At 61.1% G+C, this 18,644-nt stretch carries 17 protein-coding genes and 1 tRNA gene; 9 read left to right on the forward strand and 9 right to left on the reverse strand.

The genetic code is table 11. The features are described 5' to 3' along the window. Window positions 1-412: 412 nt before the first annotated feature. From ampD to ACQKRQ_RS38080, 3 genes are read right to left on the reverse strand one after another with little or no spacing between them, the layout of a single operon-like run. The gene (gene ampD, locus ACQKRQ_RS38070) at window positions 413-1,009 is read right to left on the reverse strand and encodes a 1,6-anhydro-N-acetylmuramyl-L-alanine amidase AmpD (protein ID WP_408180866.1); all 597 of its coding nucleotides are present in this window, start codon (window positions 1,007-1,009) and stop codon (window positions 413-415) included. Then, window positions 1,006-1,326, reverse strand: a complete 321-nt coding sequence (locus ACQKRQ_RS38075) for a PP0621 family protein (RefSeq protein WP_427482817.1) — start codon at window positions 1,324-1,326, stop codon at window positions 1,006-1,008. The genes ampD and ACQKRQ_RS38075 overlap by 4 nt, the downstream gene beginning before the upstream one ends. 9 nt (window positions 1,327-1,335) lie before the next feature. Beyond that, window positions 1,336-2,265 carry a cytochrome C assembly family protein gene (locus ACQKRQ_RS38080; RefSeq protein ID WP_132372976.1) on the reverse strand — a complete coding sequence of 310 codons (930 nt, stop codon included), beginning with the start codon at window positions 2,263-2,265 and terminating at the stop codon, window positions 1,336-1,338. Between the two features lie 81 nt (window positions 2,266-2,346). On the opposite strand from ACQKRQ_RS38080, the gene ffh reads away from it, so the two are divergent. Together ffh and ACQKRQ_RS38090 are read left to right on the forward strand one after the other, a co-directional pair. Then, window positions 2,347-3,714 carry a signal recognition particle protein gene (ffh, locus tag ACQKRQ_RS38085; protein WP_132372974.1) on the forward strand — a complete coding sequence of 456 codons (1,368 nt, stop codon included), beginning with the start codon at window positions 2,347-2,349 and terminating at the stop codon, window positions 3,712-3,714. A gap of 141 nt (window positions 3,715-3,855) precedes the next feature. Next, entirely contained in the window at window positions 3,856-4,407 is a 552-nt protein-coding gene (locus tag ACQKRQ_RS38090; protein WP_007180337.1) for a hypoxanthine-guanine phosphoribosyltransferase, read from the forward strand. A 114-nt stretch (window positions 4,408-4,521) separates the two neighbouring features. Here the strand turns inward: ACQKRQ_RS38090 and ACQKRQ_RS38095 are convergent, their stop codons facing one another. Both ACQKRQ_RS38095 and ACQKRQ_RS38100 read right to left on the reverse strand, forming a co-directional pair. Beyond that, the gene (locus tag ACQKRQ_RS38095; RefSeq protein WP_132372972.1) at window positions 4,522-5,121 is read right to left on the reverse strand and encodes a MarC family protein; all 600 of its coding nucleotides are present in this window, start codon (window positions 5,119-5,121) and stop codon (window positions 4,522-4,524) included. Window positions 5,122-5,133: 12 nt separating this feature from the next. Beyond that, complete coding sequence (locus ACQKRQ_RS38100) at window positions 5,134-6,870, reverse strand: proline--tRNA ligase (protein ID WP_408256500.1); 1,737 nt, start codon at window positions 6,868-6,870, stop codon at window positions 5,134-5,136. Between the two features lie 314 nt (window positions 6,871-7,184). On the opposite strand from ACQKRQ_RS38100, the gene ACQKRQ_RS38105 reads away from it, so the two are divergent. Next, entirely contained in the window at window positions 7,185-7,925 is a 741-nt protein-coding gene (locus ACQKRQ_RS38105) for an RNA pyrophosphohydrolase (RefSeq protein WP_132372968.1), read from the forward strand. Between the two features lie 77 nt (window positions 7,926-8,002). Beyond that, entirely contained in the window at window positions 8,003-8,560 is a 558-nt protein-coding gene (locus ACQKRQ_RS38110; protein ID WP_132372966.1) for a CNP1-like family protein, read from the forward strand. 131 nt (window positions 8,561-8,691) lie between these two features. On the opposite strand, the gene proB is transcribed toward ACQKRQ_RS38110, so the two are convergent. From proB to rplU, 4 genes are all read right to left on the reverse strand, one after another. After that, window positions 8,692-9,810 carry a glutamate 5-kinase gene (gene proB, locus ACQKRQ_RS38115; protein WP_132372964.1) on the reverse strand — a complete coding sequence of 373 codons (1,119 nt, stop codon included), beginning with the start codon at window positions 9,808-9,810 and terminating at the stop codon, window positions 8,692-8,694. 69 nt (window positions 9,811-9,879) lie between these two features. Next, a complete protein-coding gene (cgtA, locus tag ACQKRQ_RS38120; protein ID WP_132372962.1) occupies window positions 9,880-11,001 on the reverse strand; it encodes an Obg family GTPase CgtA in 1,122 nt (373 codons plus the stop codon). Between the two features lie 233 nt (window positions 11,002-11,234). Then, window positions 11,235-11,498 (reverse strand): 50S ribosomal protein L27, encoded by a 264-nt coding sequence (gene rpmA, locus ACQKRQ_RS38125; protein ID WP_007180330.1) that lies wholly within the window; start codon window positions 11,496-11,498, stop codon window positions 11,235-11,237. 25 nt (window positions 11,499-11,523) lie between these two features. Continuing rightward, complete coding sequence (gene rplU / locus ACQKRQ_RS38130) at window positions 11,524-11,835, reverse strand: 50S ribosomal protein L21 (RefSeq protein ID WP_007180329.1); 312 nt, start codon at window positions 11,833-11,835, stop codon at window positions 11,524-11,526. A gap of 239 nt (window positions 11,836-12,074) precedes the next feature. On the opposite strand from rplU, the gene ACQKRQ_RS38135 reads away from it, so the two are divergent. From ACQKRQ_RS38135 to ACQKRQ_RS38155, 5 genes are all read left to right on the forward strand, one after another. Beyond that, window positions 12,075-13,067 (forward strand): polyprenyl synthetase family protein, encoded by a 993-nt coding sequence (locus ACQKRQ_RS38135; RefSeq protein WP_132372958.1) that lies wholly within the window; start codon window positions 12,075-12,077, stop codon window positions 13,065-13,067. A 48-nt stretch (window positions 13,068-13,115) separates the two neighbouring features. Next, window positions 13,116-13,192 (forward strand) — tRNA-Pro (locus ACQKRQ_RS38140). Between the two features lie 166 nt (window positions 13,193-13,358). After that, the gene (locus ACQKRQ_RS38145; RefSeq protein ID WP_427482824.1) at window positions 13,359-14,945 is read left to right on the forward strand and encodes a tyrosine-type recombinase/integrase; all 1,587 of its coding nucleotides are present in this window, start codon (window positions 13,359-13,361) and stop codon (window positions 14,943-14,945) included. 742 nt (window positions 14,946-15,687) lie between these two features. Continuing rightward, on the forward strand, window positions 15,688-16,131 hold the full coding sequence (locus ACQKRQ_RS38150) for a hypothetical protein (protein WP_427482826.1): 444 nt from the start codon (window positions 15,688-15,690) through the stop codon (window positions 16,129-16,131). 21 nt (window positions 16,132-16,152) lie between these two features. Then, window positions 16,153-17,676 carry a hypothetical protein gene (locus ACQKRQ_RS38155; protein WP_427482828.1) on the forward strand — a complete coding sequence of 508 codons (1,524 nt, stop codon included), beginning with the start codon at window positions 16,153-16,155 and terminating at the stop codon, window positions 17,674-17,676. Window positions 17,677-18,644: the final 968 nt, after the last annotated feature.

Raw genomic sequence — 18,644 nt, forward strand, 5'->3', positions numbered from 1 at the left:
GATGAAGCCTGGTTCGAATTGGTAACGGTCTTCATCGTGTGTGTCGCGATCACTTGCCAAGCCCCTTTCCTGAATGCATCTGAATGCCGCCGGTGGTCTCTCCGGCCGCGCCACAGGAATTTTTTTTTCGCTGCCTGAAATGCTTGCGGCGCCATGCTCGGAGAGCGGACGCCGCTGACTTGTTCACCCAGTTGTGCACTTGGTTATTCACATGGTTATGCACAGCACAACACAAGATATAGTGCAAAACTGGATTTGTGGCACCAAGTATAGTGGAGAATCGAGACAGGTCAAATCGTTTTATTTGCTTTCGAAGTCTTGACTTTTGCTTGGCGCGGCGCGCAGCCGACTCCCCGGAGAACAAGGCGGCGCCTTGTTCTCCTCGCATCACGCGAAGTTGCGTGAAGGGTCGTTACGGCGTTTTGGAAAACTTGAGATAGGGGAAATACTGAGCGTCGAGCGACGTGTCGTGCTGCAGACGCGACCACTCGAAATGCGGCCCTGGATCGGTCTTGCGACCAGGGGCGATGTCCGAGTGACCGGCCAGCGCCGCGACCGGATAGCGGGCCTTGAGCGCGCTCACGAGGGCGCCGAGCGTGCGGTATTGAGCTGCTTCGAAAGGCGTAGTGTCGCTCCCCTCCAGCTCGATGCCGATCGAGAAATCATTGCAGCGCTCGCGACCAAAAAAATTCGACGGCCCGGCGTGCCACGCGCGTTCGTTGCACGACACGAACTGCTCGAGCGCGCCGTCGCGATGAATCACGAAATGCGCCGACACCCGCACCCCGCGCAGGTGCGAATCGTAGTACGGGTGAGCGTCGCAATCGAGCGTGTTGAGGAACAAGTCGGCGATCGCGGTGCCGCCGAATTCGTTGGGCGGCAGGCTGATGTTGTGAACCACGATCAGGGTCGGCACGGCCCCGTCGGGCCGCGCTTCGAAATTCGGCGATGGCAGTTTGCGTGCGGCGGCGACCCAACCGTCGGTATCGACGGTGAACTCGACGCTCATCGAGCGTCGCGGCCCGTGGGTCGCGCGCCATGACGCTGCGCGTGCGCGGCGCTGCAGAACGGCTGCCCCGCCACGACCACGGAATCGCTCTTCGGCGCGTGCACGCCGCATTCGACGCAACGGATCATCGGCTCGGCGAGTTGTGCCGGCGCGGCAGCACGCGCGCCGCCGTTTGGCGCATTCGCGCCATTCGCACCTTTGGCGCCCCCGGCACTGGTGCCGCTACGTTGGGACGCCTGCGCGTCATGACGACGCAGCGCCTTCACCAGCCACTGGCCGACGATGAACAACAGGATCAGCAGAAATATTTGTCGCATGGGACACGCTCACACTACAGCTCGGTGCAACAGCACCTCGAAAACAAAACGGCTGCCGACGTACGCCAGCAACAACGCGACGAACGACGCCAGCACCCAGCGCAATGCCGCACGGCCGCGCCAGCCGGAAACCTTGCGCGCGGTCAGCAGCGCACCGAACATCACCCAGGAAAGAATCGCGAACACGGTTTTGTGATCGAGCCGCAACGCGCGGTCGACCAATTGCTCGCTGAACAGAATGCCCGACACCAGCGTCAACGTCAGCAGGACAAAACCCGCGCCGATCAGACGGAACAGCAGCTTCTCCAGCGTGAGGAGCGGCGGCAGCGTATCGAGCCAGCTCGACAGCCAGCCGTTGCCCGCCGCAGCCGCGTGCCGCTGCGCCATGCCGCCGCGCATGGCATGCAGACGCCGCTCGACCAGCAGCATCAGAATGGCGTGCAGCGCCGCGATCGCAAACAGACCATAGGCGATGTTGGCGATCAGGAAGTGCAGCTTGAACATCGGCGCGGCCGAATACGGCAGCACGCGCACGCCGTTGAACGCAAGCGGCAACAGCGAGGCGACGCAGGCGAGCGGCAGGACCAGCAGACGCAAGCCGTCGAGCGGAAAGAAAAAGCTCTCGATCCAGTAGATGCCGGCGCCGAGCCAGAACATGGCCGACAGCGCGAACGCGAAACCGAACACCATCGCGTTCTGCGGGAAGATGGTGGTATGCAGCAGCACGCCGTGGGCGAGCAGCGCCACGAACAGCAGCGCGCGGCCCGACGCGCTCATACCCGAAGCGGCCGATGGGGCCGACACGGGCGCCGCTGCGGCGGGCACCGGCGGCACGCTTTCGAGCATGGGACGCATGGCGGCGTGCCGGTGCGAGCGCCAGCCGGCAACGGCTAAACCGCCGTAGAGGAGCGCAGTGAGGGCATACAGTACAATATCCATATTCGAAGTTTACACTAGGCCCCTACTCCGCGACGTCTTCCGCTTCGCGCGCTGCCCGGGCCGCACTGTTCATCGCTCCCCATGCTCGACAATCTGACTCAACGGATGGCGCGCGTCGTCAAGACGCTGCGCGGCGAAGCCCGGCTCACCGAGGCGAACACCCAGGAAATGCTGCGCGAGGTGCGCCTTGCGCTGCTCGAGGCCGACGTGGCGCTGCCCGTCGTGCGCGAGTTCATCGCCAAGGTGAAGGAAAAGGCGCTCGGCGAGGAAGTCATCAGCAGCCTCTCGCCGGGTCAGGCGCTGGTCGGCGTGGTGCAGCGCGAGCTGACCGCGATCATCGGCGGCGACTACGAAGGCAAGGCGGTCGAACTGAACCTCGCGGTCACGCCGCCGGCCGTCATCCTGATGGCGGGTCTGCAGGGCGCGGGTAAGACGACCACCGTCGGTAAGCTCGCCAAACTGCTGCGCGAGAAGTACAAGAAGAAAGTACTGACCGTCTCGTGCGACGTCTACCGCCCCGCCGCTATCGCGCAGTTGAAGACGGTGACCGAGCAGGTCGGCGCGGATTTCTTCCCGTCGGAGCCGGATCAGAAGCCGGTCGACATCGCGCGCGCCGCCGTGGATTGGGCCAAGCGCCACTATCACGACGTGCTGCTGGTCGACACCGCCGGCCGTCTCGGTATCGACGAAGCGATGATGCAGGAAATCACCGCGCTGCATAACACGCTGAAGCCGGCGGAAACGCTGTTCGTCGTCGACGCGATGCTCGGCCAGGACGCGGTCAACACCGCCAAGGCCTTTAGCGACGCGCTGCCGCTCACCGGCGTGGTCCTCACCAAGCTCGACGGCGACTCGCGCGGTGGCGCGGCGCTCTCCGTGCGCCATGTCACGGGCAAGCCGATCAAGTTCGTCGGCGTCGCGGAAAAGCTCGACGGCCTCGAAGTCTTCTACCCGGATCGCATGGCGAACCGGATTCTCGGCATGGGCGACATTCTCGCCCTCGTCGAAGAAGCGCAACGCGGCGTGGACGTGCAGGCCGCTCAGAAGCTCGCCGACAAGGTCAAGAAAGGCGGCGACTTCGATCTGAACGATTTCCGCGCACAGTTGACGCAAATGAAGGGCATGGGCGGCCTGTCGTCGCTGATGGACAAACTGCCCGCGCAATTCCAGCAGGCCGCCGCCGGCGCTGACATGAGCCAGGCCGAAAAGCAGATGCGCCGCATGGAAGGCATCATCAATTCCATGACGCCGCTGGAGCGTGCCAAGCCCGACCTCATCAAGGCCACGCGCAAGCGCCGCATTGCCGCGGGCGCGGGCGTGCAGGTGCAGGAAGTCAACCGCATGCTGAATCAGTACGACCAGATGCGCACCATGATGAAAAAGCTCAAGGGCGGCAATCTGCAAAAGATGATGCGCGGCATGAAGGGTATGTTGCCCGGCATGCGCTAAGCTTTAGCAAGACGGCGGCGCGCGCGTTCCGACCTGGACCACGGAACGCGCGGCTGACTCCGGATTCGTGCGGGTTTATTCTGTACCGCGCGCCGCCGATCTCACCCACACTATGTATACAGTTACCGCCCGTCAGACGTCATGAACCGCGAAGAAGCTCTCCACATTTTTAGCCACTCCGAAGAAATCGTTTCGGCCGACGACGTCAACGCGTCGATCAGCGGCATGGCGGCCGCCATCCGCGACGAGATGAGCGAGGACTTCCCGCTCGTGCTGTCGGTCATGGGCGGCGCGGCGGTGTTCACCGGCATGCTGTTGCCGCACCTCGATTTCCCGCTCGAGTTCGACTACATCCACCTGACCCGCTATCGCAACACCACCAAGGGCGGCAACGAGATGCAGTGGCGCGTGGCGCCGGCGGAGTCGGTGAAGGATCGCGTCGTGCTGGTGCTCGACGACATTCTCGACGAAGGCGAGACGATGGCCGCGATCCGCGACCGCATTCTCGCGATGGGCGCGAAGCGCTTCCTGAGCGCGGTGCTGTGCGAGAAGATCATTCCGAAGGCGAAGCCGCTGCGTCCGGATTATTGCGGCTTCGAAGTGCCGGACCGCTATGTGTTCGGTTGCGGCATGGATGCAAAGGGTTACTGGCGCAACCTGCCCACGATTCGCGCGCTGACTGAAGGCGCCTGATCTTCTTAGAGGCGGCCGCCAGCGGGCGGTGAATCGATATAGAAAAAGCGGCCCACGGGGGCCGCTTTTTTTGCGCTGTGCTGTGCGAGGCTGAGCGCTCCGGCGGCTCCTGCATCACAGTTGATGCACGAACGACCGGATACCGCCAAGCATCATCTCCACCGAAATCGCCACCAGCACGAGGCCCATCAGCCGTTCGAAGGCCATCATGGCGCGCTCGCCGAGCCACGCCTGGATGCGCTCCGCCAGCATCAGCACGATCGCGCAGACGATCATCGTGACGGTCAGCGCGCCGATCCACTCGAACATCTTGCCGGGCGCCTGCGACGTCAGCAGCATCACGGTGGCCAACGCCGACGGACCCGCCAGTGCCGGTATGGCGAGCGGCACGATCAGCGGTTCGCCGCCGCGCGTGTCGCCGCCCAACGGGCCGTCCGGATGCGGAAACACCATTCTGAGCGCGATGAGGAACAGCACGATCCCGCCGCCGATACGCAACGACTGGTCGGTCAGACTCATCATGCGCAGAAAACCGTCGCCGACCACCATGAAGGTCAGCAGGATCATGAAGGCGATCGCCACCTCACGGAGAATGACGATCGTGCGCCGCTTCGGCGACACACCGCGCAGACAACTGACGAAGAGCGGAATGTTGCCGAGCGGATCGGTGATCAGAATCAGCAGGATGGTCGCGGAGGCGAAGGTGTACTCCACCGTGCGCTCCGCCTAGCGCGCCAACGCTGCGCGAACTTTCCCGATCACCGTTTGCGCGGCGTCTTCGACCGGCAGCAGCGTCGCTTCAGCGTCGCGGCGGCCCTGGTATTCGAGCTTGCCTTCCTTGAGGCCACGGTCGCCGATCACCAAGCGATGCGGCACGCCGATCAGCTCCCAATCTGCGAACATCACGCCCGGGCGCTCGCCACGGTCGTCGAGGATCACGTCGATGCCCGCTTCGACCAATGTCGCGTACAGCTTGTCGGCTTCTGCGCGAACGGCTTCGCTGCGGTCATAGCCCATCGGGCACAGCACGACTTCGAACGGCGCAATCGATTCCGGCCAGATGATGCCCTTGTCGTCGAAATTCTGTTCGATCGCGGCGCCCAGGATACGCGTCACGCCGATACCGTAGCAGCCCATTTCCATCGGCCGCGGCTTGCCGGTTTCGTCGAGGCAGGTCGCGTTCATCGCTTCGGAATACTTGGTGCCGAGCTGGAACACGTGACCCACCTCAATACCGCGGCAGATGTCGATCACGCCCTTGCCGTCTGGCGACGGATCGCCCTTCTTCACATTGCGAATGTCGGCGACGACCGGTTCCGGCAGATCGCGGCCCCAGTTCACACCGGTGGTGTGGTAGTCCACCTCGTTCGAGCCCACAACGAAGTCGCTCATGTTCGCGACCGTGCGATCCGCGACGACCTTGATCGGCTTCTTCGTGTCGATCGGGCCGAGGTAACCCGGCGGCGTACCGAAGGTTTCGATGATTTCCGCCTCGGTCGCCATGCGGAAGTCGGCCAGACCCGGCAGCTTGCTCGCCTTGATCTCGTTCAGATCGTGGTCGCCGCGCAGCATCAGCAGCCAGATGGTCGGCTCGGCGCCTTCGTTTTCGGTCGCAAGGATGATCGACTTGATCGTGCGCTCGAGCGGAATGTTCAACAGCTCGGCCACCGCTTCGCACTTCGCCTTGCCCGGCGTGGGCGTCTTCTTCATCTCTTCGGCCGGCGCCGCGCGTTCCGCGTAAAGCGGCAGCGCTTCGGCGGCTTCGACGTTCGCGGCGAACTCGGAGGTCGGGCAATAGGCGATCGCGTCTTCACCCGTCTCGGCGATCACGTGGAATTCGTGCGAACCGCTGCCGCCGATCGAACCGTTGTCCGCCGCCACCGCGCGGAAGTCCAGACCGAGGCGCGTGAAGATGCGCACGTACGCGTCGTACATCTTGCGATACGACTCGCGCAGGCCGTCCATGTCCTTGTCGAACGAGTACGCGTCTTTCATGATGAACTCGCGGCCGCGCATCACGCCGAAACGCGGACGGATCTCGTCGCGGAACTTGGTCTGAATCTGGTAGAAGTTCACCGGCAACTGGCGATAGCTCTTGATCTGATTGCGCGCGATGTCCGTCACCACTTCTTCGTGGGTCGGTCCGATCACGAAATCGGACTGCTTGCGATCCTTGAAGCGCAGCAGTTCGGGGCCGTACTTCTCCCAGCGGCCCGACTCCTGCCACAGCTCGGCCGGCTGCACCGCAGGCATCAACAGCTCGATCGCGCCTGCCCGGTTCATTTCTTCGCGCACGATCGCTTCCACCTTGCGGATCGAACGCAGGCCGACCGGCAGGTAGTTATAGATACCGCCGGCAACACGCCGGATCATGCCGGCGCGCACCATGAGCTTGTGGCTGACGATCTCTGCGTCGGCGGGAGCTTCTTTGAGGGTACCGATAAAGAAACGGGAAGCTTTCATTCAGATTATCCAAAAGCGGCGGCTCCGGAGGGACCGCCCGAAAGGTGAAAACGGTGGGGAAATCGACACAGATCCGGCTCTGAGCCGGCACGGCTCACCTGCCAATGCCACTGACACCGGCACATCGCAGCCGGCCGCGGCGCCGAAGCCGCCGCGCAAAGCCTTTGCACAAGGGATAAGGCACGGAAAGACTGACAGGCTACCGCAAACGCGGGCCTTTGGCGGCGAATCGTTCCAATCTGGTGCGAATCGGTGCGTCAGGCCCGTTATCTGTTTATAATCAAAGCAATTTTAAAGGATTCGAAGGTGGTTGTATGCTGGATCGTGAAGGCTTTCGCCCGAACGTCGGCATCATCCTCTTGAACGCGCACAACGAGGTGTTTTGGGGCAAACGGCTCCGTGAACATTCCTGGCAGTTTCCGCAAGGGGGCATCAAGTACGGAGAGACCCCCGTGCAAGCGATGTATCGGGAGTTACACGAAGAAACCGGGCTGCTTCCTGAGCACGTCAAGGTGATTGGTCGCACGCGCGACTGGTTGCGTTACGAGGTGCCTGACAAGTTCATCAAGCGCGAAGTACGCGGTCATTACCGCGGCCAGAAACAAATCTGGTTTTTGCTCCGGATGGTTGGACGCGACTGCGACATCTGCTTGCGCGCCACCGACCACCCTGAGTTCGATGCGTGGCGCTGGAACGAGTACTGGGTGCCGCTCGACTGTGTGATCGAGTTCAAGCGGGATGTATATCAGTTGGCGCTGACGGAGCTATCCCGTTTCATGCGCCGGGCTGCGCCGCGTGCGGAAAAACCTGGCGGGCACCATGGGCCGCGTTATCCCCGGATAGCGTCGTCAATGGAAAGTCCGCCGGATTCCACGGTAATGACGGTGACTTCTGTGACCACCGTCAGCATCGAAACATCGGTTCACGCAACGATCGTGTCCGATTGCGGTCCGGGCTCCGGGTCAACGGCAGAAGTAGGTGCCGCGCCGGAGCACGAAGACGAATCGGAACGCGAAACGGCCGGCTCGCTGTTCCGCCCGGGCGTGCGCAATTAACAACTCTGTGCGGCTGTCCACGCCGCCTCTCTCTGACGCGGCTCGTCGAGCCGCGTCAGTGTTTCGAGGAAATCATATTGAAAGCACTTGCTCTCGTCGTGGCGTGCGTCGCCACCGGCGCCCTGCTGGCTGGCTGTTCGAGCGCCAGCAAACCTACCAATAAAGACGACAGCGCGTTTACGTACCTGCTGGACCGGCAGAGCAATTGGGTGGAGAACAAGGTGGACGCTTTGCCGCCGCTGCCGCAAGACTCGAATCTCCTGCCTTTCGAAGTCTCCGGCAATACGCCGCTGCAGTTCGCGGTCGACCGGAATTCGCTAACCGTCGGTACGGACGGAGTGGTTCGCTTTACGGTCGTCGTGGCAAGCCCGAGCGGCGCTCGTAACGTAATCTACGAAGGGATTCGCTGCGACACGTATGAATGGCGCCAGTATGCGGGCCTGAATTCTGATCACGACGGCTGGGACACGACGGTCGCGAACAACTTCACGCGCATCGAGAACGGCGCCCTGAACGCCTATCAGGCGGCGCTGTATCAGGATTATCTGTGCGCGAACAAGATGCCCATGGGCAACGCGGCTTCGATTCTGGAGAATATTCGGTACAAACGCACCGCGAGTTCGTTGATCCACTGAGGCGCTTTGGTGGGCGCGTTTTGAATGGGGGCGCGTTGCGTTGCAGACTTGAAAAAGCCGGTCCAGCTTTCGCTGGAACGGCTTTTTTTGTATGCCCGCACCGTGCCCGTGCGCCAGCGCCGGTCAGTGACTCAGATCAGCACCAGGTTGTCGCGGTGAATCAACTCCGGCTCCAGCATATAGCCGAGCACCGATTCGATTTCACCGCTCGGGCGCCGCTGGATCAGCTTGGTTTCGGCGCTGCTGTAGTTCGTGAGGCCGCGCGCCACTTCGCGCCCCGCGGCGCTAAGACAAGCAATCACTTCACCGCGCGCAAATGCGCCCTGCACGCCGACAATACCGATAGGCAGCAAGCTCTTGCCGCCATCGGTCAGCTTTTCGACTGCGCCGTCGTCGATCACCACGTGGCCACGCACTTGCAGATGATCCGCCATCCATTGCTTGCGCGCCGCCATCCGCGCCGTGCGCGCGATCAACTGCGTGCCGATCGCCTCGCCCGACGCCAGCCGCGACAACACATCCGCTTCGCGCCCGCTTGCGATCACCGTATTCGCGCCGCTGTGCGCCGCGCGCTTGGCGGCGAGAATCTTGGTCAACATGCCGCCGCGACCCAGACTCGAACCGGCGCCGCCCGCCATGGCTTCGAGCTCCGGCGCGCCGGCATCGGCCTGCTGGACCAGCGTGGCAGCCGGATCCTTGCGCGGGTCAGCGGTAAAAAGCCCTTGCTGATCGGTGAGAATGACGAGCGCATCGCCTTCGATCAGGTTTGCGACGAGCGCGCCCAGCGTGTCGTTGTCGCCGAATTTGATTTCGTCGGTGACGACCGTGTCGTTCTCGTTGATGATCGGCACCACGCCCAGGCGCAGAAGCGTGAGCAGCGTGGAGCGCGCGTTCAGATAGCGTTCGCGGTCCGCCAGGTCGGCGTGGGTCAGCAGAATCTGCGCGGTCTGGATGGAATGCTCGGCAAAGCGGCTTTCGTAGACCTGCGCGAGACCCATCTGGCCGACGGCCGCGGCCGCTTGCAGTTCGTCGATCTCACGTGGCCGTTTGGTCCAGCCGAGCCGTTGCATTCCCTCGGCAATGGCGCCCGAACTGACGAGCACCACTTCCTTGCCTTGCGCGCGCAAGGCGGCAATCTGCGCGGCCCAGCGGCCGATAGCAGCATGATCGAGGCCGCGCCCGTCATTCGTGACGAGGCTCGAACCGACTTTCACTACCAATCGCCGTGAATCTGCGATGACGGAACGCATTGTGCGCAATCTCCAAGATGACGCGTGATGCATGCCGGCAGCCCGTTTGGGCGCCGGCGCTCGAGCTTTTTATGCCTGCGGGTCGATGCCGGCGTCGTCCGCGGCGGCCGGAGCTTCCGGCTTTTCGCGGAAACGCACGTCCGCAGCGAGATCTTCAGCCTCGGCCGCGCGCTGCGCGTCCGAATGCGCGGCGATGTGGTCGAACACAGCGTAGCAAAGGTTTTCACAGCCCTGACCGGTCAGCGCCGAGATTTCGAACACCGGACCGTCCCAGCCGAAGCCTTCGAGGAATGCCGAGACGCGCGCTTCGCGCTCGTCTTCGGGCACCATGTCCAGCTTGTTCAGCACGAGCCAGCGTGGCTTTTCATACAGCAACTCGTCGTACTTGCGCAATTCGTTGACGATCGCCTTGGCTTCCGCGACCGGATCGACCGCGTCGTCGAACGGTGCGAGGTCGACGATATGCAGCAACAAGCCCGTGCGCTGCAAATGCCGCAGGAACTGATGGCCAAGGCCCGCGCCTTCCGCCGCGCCTTCGATCAGGCCCGGAATGTCCGCGATCACGAAGCTGCGGCTCGGCCCGACGCGCACCACGCCGAGATTCGGCGCGAGCGTCGTGAACGGATAGTCGGCGATCTTCGGCTTCGCGTTCGACACCGACGCGATGAAGGTCGACTTGCCGGCGTTCGGCATGCCGAGCAGACCGACGTCCGCCAGCACCTTCAGTTCGAGGCGCACCATGCGGCGCTCGCCCGGCTTGCCGTCGGTCTTCTGACGCGGCGCGCGGTTCGTACTGGACTTGAAATGCAGGTTACCGAGACCGCCCGCGCCGCCCTGAGCGATCTGCACGCTCTGGTTGTGCTCGGTCAGATCGGCGATCAACTCGCCGGTCTCCATGTCGGTGATGGTGGTGCCGACCGGCATGCGCAACGTGATATCGTCGCCGCCCTTGCCGTAGCAGTCGGCGCCGCGGCCGTTTTCGCCGTTGCGCGCCAGGTGTTTCTTCGCGTAGCGGTAGTCGATCAGCGTGTTGATGTTGCGGTCCGCGACCGCGATCACGCTGCCGCCCCGACCGCCGTCGCCGCCATCCGGGCCGCCGAACGGAACGAATTTCTCGCGGCGCATCGACGCGCTGCCATCCCCTCCGTCGCCGGCGATGACTTCAATCCTCGCTTCGTCAATGAACTTCATGCGTAACTCCGTCCCGTGGTGTACTGCCAGATGGTGCTGCTAGATTTGATGCTACCGGATGATGCTATTTTGCCGCGCCCGCCGCGCGCTGATCAATCGACTGAACGGCATAGGCGTGCCGGCGTGAGCGGAACATTCACGCCCATTCGTCCGGCGAAAACCGCCGGAATAAAAAAAGCCCCGCTAACTTCGCGGGGCCTTTTTCCGGTCCTGAAGCCCGTGCCTGAGTAAACTCAGACTGCTGCCGGGACGACGTTGACCATGTGCTTCTTCGCTGCGCCCTTCGTCGAGAAATTGACGTGGCCGTCCGTCAGCGCGAACAAGGTGTGATCCTTGCCGATACCGACGTTTTCGCCCGGGTGCATACGCGTGCCGCGTTGGCGAACGATGATGCCGCCAGCGTTGATAGCCTGGCCGCCATAAACCTTCACGCCGAGGCGCTTCGATTCAGAGTCGCGGCCGTTGCGGGATGATCCGCCTGCCTTTTTGTGTGCCATTTGATTTGCTCCTTAACCGGCGCGCTTACGCGTTGATCGCGTCGATGCGCAATTCGGTATAGTTCTGGCGGTGGCCGCCATGCTTCTGGTAGTGCTTCCGGCGACGCATCTTGAAGATGGTCACTTTTGCGTGACGACCTTGCGACACGACGGTAGCCTTGACGGAAGCCCCACTGACCAGCGGCGTACCGAACTTAATCGATTCGCCTTCGCCCACTGCGAGAACCTGGTCGAGCGTGATTTCAGCGTCAATGTCTGCCGGTATCTGTTCTACTTTAAGTTTTTCGCCGACGGCAACTTTATACTGCTTGCCACCGGTTTTTATGACCGCGTACATTGAGAACCTCACTCTGTGTTCATTTTTCCTACGCACCGCGCGCGGAAACCCGTGATTATACATAGAGTTAGCTGCTCGGTCAAAACTCATTGAGAGGTGCCGCGCGCAGCGCCCGGCGCCTTGCCACACAGCCCCGGCGCGCGGTTCTGCCGCCGCCCGGAACGCGCCGCGCCGCAGCCTGCGACCCGGAACTGTCGCGATTCGCCTTATAATTCGCGGCACTACCCAAATCAGCCATCATGTCGTCGACTGCCACCCCCTCCTCCAACGCCGCCAGCCTGCTTGCTCCGATCGCCGAAGACATGCAGCAGGTCAATCGCGTCATACGGCACCGTCTCGCGTCCGACGTGATGCTGATCAACCAGATTTCCGAGTACATCATCAGCGCTGGCGGCAAACGGCTGCGGCCCGCGCTGCTGCTGCTGGTGGCCGGCGCGCTGGGCGAAACCACGGGGCACCGGCATGAACTGGCCGCGGTCGTCGAATTCATCCATACGGCCACGCTGCTGCACGACGACGTGGTCGACGAATCCGATCTGCGGCGCGGCCGGCAGACCGCCAACGCGCTGTTCGGCAACGCCGCGAGCGTGCTGGTGGGCGATTTCCTGTACTCGCGCTCGTTTCAGATGATGGTCGGCGTGGGCAAGATGCGCGTGATGGAGATTTTGTCGGAGGCGACCAACATCATCTCTGAAGGCGAAGTGCTGCAACTCCTCAACATGCACGACGCCGACGTGGACGAAGCCCGCTACATGCGGGTGATCCGCTACAAGACCGCCAAGCTGTTCGAGGCCGCGGCCCAGCTGGGCGCGGTGCTGGCCGGCTCGGACGCGAAAACCGAAGCCGCCGCGGCGGAGTTCGGCCGGCGCATCGGCACTGCGTTCCAGATCATGGACGACTGGCTCGACTACACGGGCACGGCCGAATCCATGGGCAAGAACGCCGGCGACGATCTTCGCGAAGGCAAACCCACGCTCCCGCTGATCTATCTGATCGAACGCGGCACGCCTGAGCAGGCGACGCTCGCACGGGAAGCAATCGAACAAGGCGGCACAGACCGTTTCGACACCATTTTCGAGGCGATCACGCGGTCCGGCGCGCTGGATCACACGCTCGAATGCGCGAAACAGGAAGCACAGGCCGCTGCAGCCGCAATTTCTTCATTTCCCGATTCCATTTTTAAAGAGAGCCTGCTAGAATTATGTTCTTACTCGACGGCAAGACAGTCTTGAACGGGACTGAAACGCTGGCTTAGTCTGAATCGAGTCTGCAGTACAAATCGGGGTGTAGCTTAGCCTGGTAGAGCGCTACGTTCGGGACGTAGAGGCCGGAGGTTCGAATCCTCTCACCCCGACCAGATTTTTCCTTGTTAAATCAAGGCAGAAGCCGTCCATCGACATGGACGGCTTTTTTGTTTTACGGCCGTTCTGCGCCAAATCTGCGCCACCCGCTCCCGGCACACCGGGCGGGGGATGGCTAAAACCCGTCGCAACACGTGGTTTCTCGTTGACTTCGGAGACCACATGGCCAGCATCGACAACCGCTCTCAATTCACTGTCAGCGTCCAGAACCGCAAGGACCTCGACCGCCGCTTCTCCTACAGCCAGACGAAAAAGGTCGAACAGTACGTTGGCGACCTCAGACGCCAGGGGTTCAAGCCCCGCGTCGAGCGGGCGAACGACACCTACTTCGTCCGCATCCGCCAGAAAGGCTACCCGGTGCTGCAACGCACGGTCGCCTCTCTCGAAGACGCCGAAGCGCTCGTCAACCGAATTACGGTCCAACGCAACGACGGCCTGGTCATCGACTATGCGACAGCCCACCAGACGACCTTCGCCGACTGCATCGTGCGCTACATGCGTGAAGAATGCGTGCGACACAAAGGTTTCGAGATGGAGACCTACAAGCTGAACGGCATGCTCGAGGATGCGGGCTGCGCCCGCGTGGACCTGCGCCCCATCATTGACGCGAACCTCGCCGCCTACCCGCACCTCGGCAACGTCACACCTCGCACGCCGACAGGCATCAAGGTCCGCAAGGGTTACGGCGCGCTGGCGTGGATTAACCTGCCGTTCGCGCGGGTCAAGACGACCGACATCGAAAGCTTCATCCGCGACCGCCTCGAAGAGGTCAAGCCGGCGACGGTCGACCGTGAAATCGACCTTCTCTCGGCCATCTGCCGCGTGGCCATCAAGACATGGGACCTGCATGTCGCCAAGAACCCGATGGACGGCGTGCGCCGTCCCCGCTATTTCAACGAGCGCGACCGGCGCCTGAAGGCCGACGAGGAGGCCCGCCTCCTGGATGCCACCCGCGAGGAAGACCGCCTGCGCTCGATTGAGCGACGCGTCGAGGACCTGATGACCGGCGCGCGGGACACCGCCGCGCGGCTACCCACCGTCTACCAGAAGAAGGCCCACCTCAAGGCCGCACTGGCGGCCTGCCGGGCCCAGGCCGAAACGGACTACACCCATGTCCCCGAACTGGAGACCTTCGTGCAATTCCAGTTGATGACCGCCGCACGGCGCGGCGAGACATTGAATTCCACCTGGTCCAATGTCGACCTCGAAGCACAGACTGCCTTCCTGCCGGAAACGAAGAATGGCCGCCCGCGCACGCTGTCGCTGCGCGCGGACCTTATCGATTTGCTGAATGCACTGCCGCGTGACAGCGACTACGTCTTCAACCTGACCGTGGATGACCTGGAAAACAGCTGGGCACGCATCTGCGCCCGTGCGGGCATTGAGGACCTCCACATCCACGACCTGCGGCATGACGCGATTTCGCGCGTCGCGGAAACCGGCCAGTTCACGCTCATTGACCTGCAGGCGTTCAGCGGCCACCGCGACGTGCGCATGCTGCTGCGCTATGCCCACCTGTGCGCGAGCCGGCTCGCTGCGAAGCTCGACGATGCGTTTCGCGATGCGCCGGAGCATAAGGGGCGGCGGCGACTTGTCGCGGGGAAGATTTCCCTGGGTGAACTGGCAGCGACGCGCCCCGACTCAGCCCCGGCGGCCGGCCCCGTGGAGTTCAAACCTGCGACGAGCGAAGCCGGTGCACCGGCACCCGTCAGCAATGTCATTCCTCTGCGACGGCGCCGCGCCGCCTGAGCGGGCTGCTCGGAACGGTCGTGCCGTGTCACGCACGAACGGATGAGTCTCCTGCGCAAGACACGTCGCCCGCCCGCCTTCGCGGCGGCGCTCCTGATCTTCCACCGAGCGCCCCGCCGGCCGCCAACGTCCGACGTGATCCCCAGCAGGCCCTGCCGCGCAGGATCGGCACTCCGGCAAACTTGATCAATTTCACGTCACGCCCGGTGTACGCCGCCTGAAACCTTCGCACCTCAGGCACATTGACCGACGTTGGCAGTTACAGGTGCCAGGGAGGCCTGCACATCACATCCGTATTATTTTCGTCGGCACTCTTGCTGCAATGGAATCCCTCTCGCGAGGTTCCTCGCTGTCATGCAAACTGCCGTCGTGACATTCTCAAGCGGGATCCGCGCGCCTGGTGCCGGCGCGAACCCTGCCTCCCAAGTTCAGCCCTCAAAGTTCGCTGGCGGCAAACCAGTTTCCGCGCCAAACCTTGTGTCACCGTCTTCCGTTCCGGTAAGGTTCGCGCCACAGTTCCCGCTGCGCCTGGCGCCCAACCCAGTTCAGTTCAGGGCACCAACCGCGCAATTCCAAAAAAAACGTGAGTGTGAGTGCTCGCCCCACGCTGGCAAAGGCGCGCCGCTTTCTGCGGCCACAAGATGCGACGGCACCTCTCCGACGGGGGAGCTTCATTGTTGTCTTCCACGGAACGTGGCACACTTCCCCGAAAATCTTCCTAGTACGACATATAACTTCTAACATGCCGAAACTTGATGCCGGGGAACGCTTTGCTTTCGAGTGCCATATACGAGACTATTTTGCGGCGAACCTTCAGCGATTCCGTCCGAATGAGCTCGTGTCCAAATGTGAGGTTGCCTATCGAACCAGCCGAATAAGAGCGGACCTGCGCACCATTAATCAGGCGGACGTTATTTTCGAATGGGAATTCAAGATTGAAGCCGACTACAGCGCCATCGGACAGGTAATGGCGTATTCAGCTTATGCGAAAATAGAATTCGATTTTAAACGGACTGTTCGGCCGGTAATCGCCGCGTTCAGATTTCCAGAAGAGATCAGGAAAGCCATAGAAGTCAACAATCTCGGCATCGAAATCGTTCAGCTTCCCGCCTCACTAAGAGCCGCCGGCGCACTCCCACACTCCCAGGTCATGCCGTCCAGAATTGAAATTCCACGGATGGATTGAGGCGTTCAACAAAAGACAACCATGCTTAAAATTCCACAAACCAAATCAAGCCTAATCGCGAACGACGAAATCGCCGCTGATCCTGCTTTTCATGGACTAAAAATCGTTCGGGCACAAACTGATAAAAGCGCGGGCACAGCATATTACGAAAATCACTATGAATTTCAGCACCAACCCGGAGAATACACCGTACTCAGAGCAACCCTATGCAGAAAGGGTTATATCGGCCACGCAAGCACAGAAAAACAGCGCATTACGGTGATGCTTCACCCATCACTCAAAGTATTTACTGAAATCGTAAGATACGATCCGTCGAATCCGCCGGCGGAAAACTATATGGCGCTGGAAATGCAGCAAGCACACAGCGTGACGCAGAGCGATTTCAAAGGACAAAAATCTGCGAACAAAGAGATGTTTAAGACTTATATTCTTGAGGGGATTAGCGGAATAAGGTCAATCTTTCTTCCGATCATAAGCGGATGGCAGTCGAAGGCAGTATTTTCGAAGACGATTTTTGTTGCGTTTGACGAAGAGGATCCGAATGCAATGTATGGCACCCTGTATTTGCCGAAGTCGCCGGTCATGCAATCCGACGGGCAGACACAAACAGCGGCGCTCTTTGCAGTCGCTAATACGGCAGATGCAATCGAAAGTAACGCATTAGACCAGCTTTGCGTGACGCTTGAAGTAGAGCTTAACGTTGACGAGAGAAAGGCTGGGCAAAGTTTCGCTGACAGGAATGGTCGCGGCTCAAAAAAGAACCGCAACCTGGTCATAGCATTGAATACAGCTGAGCCCATAAGCGAGTTAAGAATACGCGCCGCGAAGGATACCGCTTTTGAACATCGTGTTGCCGATGGACGGACAACGGGCACCTCCGAGACACAAGCCGCCAACATAGTAGATCTAAGCGGGATGGAGCAAATGCTGCTGGCCGCATTGACAAACGGACGATTTAAACCTGAGCAACTGAAACATTTTCATGTCGAGACGTTATTACCGTATGCGAAAGAATTTCTCCACATGCTTGACGAGTTGTTTGCTTCCGACTGGCCATCGATCGCACCCCCGAAGCAGGACACGTTTCGGAAACTGTACGTTCACGGATGGCCTTTTGCCCTCAAGGCAATAGCACTGGCATATTTCGAATGTCGGATCGATAAACTCGGACCGGTCGTCTCTGCAATGAATGCCCGCAATCCGCTCAAGCCGCAAGAAGCCGTGTTCCAAGATGCCTTGCAACAGGAAACTGAGGCTTGGATTAAGGTGCCAGTCGTGCCGTTCAGTGACCTGAAAAACAGACTTTCATCGATCGACTGGTTGCGATATCGGAAACATTGGATCGACCTTACTGGTTCCGCCGTCGATAAAAACGGCAACAAGAAGACATTCACGCTGAAAAGCACGGGCGAAAAGAAAGTAGTCGGTTTGGCGTCTAACACTGCCGCCAATATCGCAGCAGTCAAAAACAAAATACTGTCCGACAAATGGACCGACCTGACTCAAACAACTGACGCTGAACCCTCGCCAAAAAATCGGAAGTGATGGGTCTCTGCTTTGCGGCGAAGACGGAAAGCGAAAACTCCGGAAGAATATTGAGCAACACGTTATAAGTTGGGAGGCGGCACCACGTTACTCGTCGGGCGCGACCAGTGCGGGATGCCGCTACCCGCTTAAATGTCACGGCCAACCTGCTAATCCACCGGTCCCGACAATATTATTAACGTGCGGGAAATGCGGCTCCCAGATCTACGCGCGCACCGTGGCCCAATTCCACAGCGGCCCCACCGGCGGTCGCGGGATGACAGTGAAAATGCGGCGGCGTCCAACCCGAATCGCGCCACACGCGACGTCGGGATCGTGCGATACCGTCGTGCTGGCGTGGATGCCGCTTCCATTTAGTGCGTGCTGTGGATAACAAAAATCTCCGAAAAGCGACACGCGGCGGACGGCCCGTGCCCCACGGCAGAAGCCTTGTCCCTCGGCTCGCAGACACAGCCGACCAAATCCGCAGGCCGTTACTTGTTGCAATGAAGCACCCGCGAGTTTGTCCGCCATAATTTCCACGCTGAAATTTCGCTGCCGCCCTCCAGCCAGTCCTGGCAACAATTGTCGCGCACAAAGTGCGAAAGCTCGGCGTCGCCGGCGCCGCAATTCGCCGGGTTTGCGAGACTCGTCTCTCAACTGCGTCGGCAACGGCGCCCGCGCTTCGGCGAAGGTGGACAGAGCTAAGTCGTCCTCTCATCGACATTCCAGCCCGGCAGGATGCCTTGACGACATATAAGCCGAAGCAGTTTCCCAGCCGTTTCCGGGGGAAATGCCGCACATAACTGCATCAAACAATAGGCACTTATGCTGCAGTTTCCATACCTTCCCGTCTTCTATACAATGCAGTTATGCGCGCGAAACCCATCGTCTTGACTAATTGTACCGGTCGAAAACGTGCCGGCGGCACGGCAATATCGTTGCCTGCTGTCGCGTCTGAAGATACGCTCGCTGGCGTCGCCCGGATG

The sequence above is a fragment of the Paraburkholderia sp. NPDC080076 genome, assembly GCF_050281145.1.
In the GTDB taxonomy this organism is placed as follows: Bacteria; Pseudomonadota; Gammaproteobacteria; order Burkholderiales; family Burkholderiaceae; genus Paraburkholderia.